The organism is Rhodococcus sp. FG69, from assembly GCF_057808915.1.
Genome location: NZ_JBMDIX010000127.1, coordinates 1 through 444 on the forward strand (window position 1 = coordinate 1; position 444 = coordinate 444).

Annotated in this window: 2 protein-coding genes; both read right to left on the bottom strand. The window is 61.0% G+C overall.

Annotated features, from left to right (window positions below; all coding sequences use genetic code 11):
* Positions 1-94: biotin carboxylase N-terminal domain-containing protein (locus ACODSO_RS29275; RefSeq protein WP_489040102.1), on the bottom strand; the 94-nt coding region annotated here is incomplete at its 3' end.
* Between the two features lie 16 nt (positions 95-110).
* Positions 111-444: acyl-CoA carboxylase subunit epsilon (locus ACODSO_RS29280; protein WP_489040100.1), on the bottom strand; the 334-nt coding region annotated here is incomplete at its 5' end.

Consider the following 444-nt stretch of genomic DNA (forward strand, 5'->3'; position numbering starts at 1 on the left):
CTGCCGCTCTGATCACCCGGACTGCGATCTCGCCGCGGTTAGCGACGAGAACCTTCGAAATGCGCTTGCGTCCAACATTATTGGTCGATGACATGGCTGTCGATGGTCCTTTATCGCGAGTAGTGAGCATGAACGAAATGAGCTGGCGCCGTGGAGAGGCCGTAGCGGAGCTGGCCTGCTGGGTCGCCCCACTCGCCGAGAGACGACATCGGCGAGTCGAGAACGTCTCGGGCGGCCGGCGATGCGGTTGCGTGCGCTGAGGCTGCGAGCACTGCGGTGATGGCTGCGATCTCAGTATCGGATGGGTTGCCGCTGAACCCCAAGACAGCATCCGAACCGGTTGTGCGGCCTTCCACTTCGGCGCTCACAGCAACATGATTCGCTTCGGTGCTCACAGCGGGATGTTTCCGTGCTTCTTCGGTGGCAGGGTGACTTGTTTGCGTT